The 4,299-nt window shown below is 63.8% G+C and carries 3 protein-coding genes; 2 read left to right on the top strand and 1 reads right to left on the bottom strand.

Going from position 1 to position 4,299, the window contains the following annotated elements; genetic code table 11:
- Positions 1-179 precede the first annotated feature (179 nt).
- Both GQQ92_RS16370 and GQQ92_RS16365 read left to right on the top strand, forming a co-directional pair.
- Positions 180-878 carry a hypothetical protein gene (locus tag GQQ92_RS16370; RefSeq protein WP_157000374.1) on the top strand — a complete coding sequence of 233 codons (699 nt, stop codon included), beginning with the start codon at positions 180-182 and terminating at the stop codon, positions 876-878.
- A gap of 287 nt (positions 879-1,165) precedes the next feature.
- Positions 1,166-2,416 carry a DUF1214 domain-containing protein gene (locus GQQ92_RS16365; protein WP_197738313.1) on the top strand — a complete coding sequence of 417 codons (1,251 nt, stop codon included), beginning with the start codon at positions 1,166-1,168 and terminating at the stop codon, positions 2,414-2,416.
- A gap of 262 nt (positions 2,417-2,678) precedes the next feature.
- Here GQQ92_RS16365 and GQQ92_RS16360 read toward each other — a convergent pair.
- Positions 2,679-4,299 (bottom strand): hypothetical protein (locus tag GQQ92_RS16360; RefSeq protein WP_232057768.1); only part of this gene is annotated, 1,621 nt, incomplete at its 5' end.

The following is a 4,299-nucleotide window of genomic DNA, read 5'->3' as shown; positions in this document are numbered from 1 at the left end:
GCACGCCGATGACTACGCGCTTCCCAACGACGTCGCGGCCGAATACTTCGACCACTTCGAGCCCCCGACCGCCGACGAAGGTCCCCTGACGGTCCTCGGTGCGGCCCCAGCGCAATAAGGGATCCGCTCGCGGGCGGGTTGTTGTTGCGCTGACGGGATCTATCCGGAACGCTCAACCCATGCAGTTCGCCGGAGTCCTACCCGAAGATGCCCCCGACCCGCGCGACGCTGCCGGCCGGCGGCTGTCAGATCTGCCATTCCCGCTCATGGGATTCGTTTCGCAACCCACGATCGAAGACACCAACGCCCCAGCAATCACTGAAAGCACCGGCGCCGAGGGGCGATCTCACCTCGCAGTGAGTCTTTCCTACACGCTCTGGCGGAACCCCGCCGACCACGCCGACCCCGCCAATCTCAGGAACCTTGACCAGCACGAGCAACGAGCGATTGACGACGTCCCGCCGTGGCCACGCCCATCATGGCTGATCGAATTCGTAGAGATGATGCGCTATCCCCAGCTCTGGGAAGCGGTGCGAACGAGCTGGAACAGGGATGCCTGGGAACACACCACCCTGACCCAGCAACTCGTCGATCACGCGAACTACATCCTCATGAATCAGTTCCGTGAGGAACTCGGGCTCGCCCCCGGGCCTATCGGAGATGGACCGTGGCGAGTAGGTCCGTCTTCGGTCAACACCGCGGTAACGCTTGATATCGACGGCAGATCCGTTCCTGCCGTAGAGATCGACACCGATCCCTTCGTCTATGCAATCGGCGCCCAGCTCCGAGATGACGTCGTTACCACTGTCGTGATCGCGCGCGAGTACCTCCCGTTCGTGCGCGTAGCGCTGCGCACCCAAGACACAGCAACGGCCTAACTCGGCCCGCGAGCCGATCCGCCTGCGCGAATCCGATCGGCGACCGCCTGGCAGGCGGACCCGGACCGCGCCACGGGCGGTCGCTGGTGGGCTACTCACCGCGCATGAGAGGGTGAGTGCGGGGCGCTGATGCTCTGATTCGTTGAGGGGGCATGATGACATCGGTTGGTGGGTACGAGTTCGTTGGCGGTTTTCCGAGTGATGCGACGATCGCGGCGGCGTATGACGATGCCGACGCCGCACGCGCGGTGATCTGCTACAAGCACTTCTTCCCAGCGGTATCCGGCATGGCGATCTTCGCCGGCACGACCGCGGCGGGCATCGAACCGAATCGGGTGTTCGGCACGATGGACACGCGTCCCGGGCAGGTGGGCTTCACGCTCAACTCCGACACTCCGTACGCGCCGGTGCTCCTCGACCTGACCGCGGGCCCTCTCGTGGTGATCATCCCTCCCGGCCCGATCGTCGGCGCCGCACTGAACGTGGACCAGAGCTGGATCGCGGATCTCGGCATCCCGGGGCCCGAAGGGGGGATGGGCGCCCGACACGTCTTCGTGCCGGTCGGATACGACGGCGATGTGCCGCAAGACGGGTACGTGCACCAGGCGCTGGGCAACCGGGTGGTCGTCGGCCTGCGAGCCATCCCGCAGCACGGCGACGTCGACGCCGCGCTCGAGCTGCTGCGGTCGGTGCAGGTCGAGCCCCTCACCGATCAGCCCGACTGGACGCAACCCGTCTGGATCGACCTCACCGGGCGACCGCAGGACACCACGCCACTGGCCGTGCAGGGCACGCTGGAGTACTGGCGGCTCCTGCACGAGTACATCACGACGGAACCCGTCCATCCCGATGACCGCGCGTACCTCGGAGAACTCGCGGTGCTCGGCATCCGAGCAGATGCACCCTTCGACCCCGACGAGCGGATGTCCCGCATCCTCACCGCCACCGCTGCAGCAGCCGACGCGCAACTGCGGGTGCAATCACTCGCTGATCGCCGGCCCGATCGGGTCGTCTGGCCGGAACGTCACTGGGAATGGGTGACGCTCCGCCCTGAGAACGCGAACTTCGAGATCGACTCGAGGACCGACGTCGACGCCCGGGAGACCTGGTTCTACCAGGCCATCGCCACGTCGCCCGTCATGTTCCGCAGGCAGGCCGGCAGCGGATCGCTCTACTGGCTCGCCGCGCGCGACGCCACTGGTGCGTATCTGGACGGCGGCCGCTCCTACCGGCTCGACGTGCCCCTCCCGGTGCCCGCGGGGCTGTTCTGGTCGCTCACCGTCTACGACGCCGAGACCCGATCGCAGATCGACACCGCCCAAGGCGCGGCGGCCGTTCGCTCGCTCTTCGAACTGGCCGGCCACCTCGACGGCGACAAGACCACCATCTCGTTCGGTCCCGACGACGTCACCGACGAGCACCAGGCGTGGGTGCAGACCCTCCCCGGGCGAGGGTGGTTCGCGTACTTCCGGATCTACGGCCCGACCGCCGCATCCTTCGATGGCACCTGGAAATTGAACGACATCACCCCGGGATAGTCGTCAGCACCTCGCGGCGCAGTCCGCGCCCGCCAGTCCGCAAGCGGATCGCCGTGCAGCCCCCACTGCTGAAACAATGGGCAACCGATGATCGAGATGTCGACCCCCTTCGCGAACATTTACGGCGCTGACGATACGAAGGGACGCACAGATTGAACGCATCCGCGGCGAACCCTGGTGGGTACGTTTGGAGGCGGCAACCCGGGGAAAGGAGTTCTCCACAACCCCGGCCGCGCGGAGTTCTCTAGGCTCAGCTGGCTCATCAGTTGGCGACAGGTCTGCCGGGCCCCCCGCCATCGTTTCGATTGCCAGACGAGTACGATCCTGGCACCACAGAGATGGTTGTGGCGGTGCCATGATCAGTCGTAAAGGAGATAGTTCCGCCGTTTTCAGCGAGGGCGCGCCAACCCATACCCGCACCGTTGACGGGGTTCCTGTCTTCAAGAGACAAGTCGAAGTGCGGAATCATGATCTCGCACTCGGGCAGGTCCTCGTACACGCCGTAGTACGCGTAATTGCAGTCAGGCGAGATCCCGAGAGCCTGGGTAACCTCCATGCTGACGATTGGCTCCAACGGGTCAAAGCCAGCGAGAGTCAGCGACTCACCTCGCACTCGCAACTCATCCTGGTTCTGCACTCCCGATGCGAATGGAACTTGCTGCTCGGTCAACGGATCGGTGTAGGACACCGTGATAGTCGAGCCATTCGGTGGCACCCAGGCCGCGTCGTATTTTCGTGGAATCCACACTTGCCACCAGGCGCCCTGAAAGGAGAATCCGGGTGTTGACACGGCGAGACTTGGTGTGCCGAGTGACGCGAAGCTCGCGAGGTCATTCCTGGCGAACGGTACACCCTTGCTTTCGAACCGACACTTGTCAGCCCATCCCACCGTCACGTAGACGTCACCGTAGATTCCAAACCACTCTCGATCGTCATCGTCGATTACCTCGCCAGCGACACATTCAAAGGGATCTCCTGCGTCGTCCGTCAAGTCGTTGAGTCGAATCCAGTTTGTTGATCCAGCATCAACACGGAAGGAAAGCCACCCGTCCTCGAAGAAATCACGAACGATGCCCAAGTCTCCCCATCCGGAGTTTAGATGGAAATCCTCATTCGAGAGGCGGAACTCCTGGGCTTGTTGGTCGGCGACGAACTCCCAGCCTTCGCTCGGAACCTGGGCTTCGAAGTCACCCACCCAGGCTCGAACGTCTGTCACATCGCCATTGCTCGCTGGAACGAACGAGTTCAGCGCCGGCATCGCACTTCCGTACGGCGCCATCGGCCACCAACTGTCGTCTGACTTGTGGATCAGTTCAACTGGCCAGCCGGACGTACCAGTGGCATCGCCTCTCGTGACCGATGTCACCGGCACAGGATCTGTGGGACGCGATTGTCCGCAGGCTTGGGATGGCACAGGATCCACTTCACCCCAGCCCTCGGAGAACCAACACCGATCTGGGGCTGTCCAGCCTCGGGCCGCCCCAAGAATTGCGCGGCGCTGCGGCGTCCCATCGTCTGGCGAAATTTCCATCAAGCCCATGCAGTAGTTGAGGACAACAATCGCACCCTGCGCTTCCTCTTCGTCGCAGGCGGTGTCATCGACCAACTGAATCTCGGACATGATGCGGTTCTGCTCCACATCTCCGGCCTCAGCGGTGATGCGAATGGTCATTGCGTGGCCGCCGTACTCATCGGCCGGGATGTTGTGCGGGAAACGGATGCCGACGGTGAAGTCGGCCTTACTGCACGAGTCGCCATGATGCGCCCCGGGTTTGATGGAGGCCGGGTTAGTTGGAAGCCGCGCCCGTGAGGGTGCGAGGTTGAGCGTAGTCGACGTCGGGGCGCTCAGCCCAGTACGCCTGTTCGTGCTCGACTGGTGGGAC

Origin of the sequence: Agromyces terreus, assembly GCF_009749465.1 — a bacterium.
Taxonomy (GTDB): Bacteria; Actinomycetota; Actinomycetes; order Actinomycetales; family Microbacteriaceae; genus Agromyces; species Agromyces terreus.
Note: the sequence above shows the minus strand (reverse complement) of the source record. Positions and strands in the feature narration are given on the sequence as shown.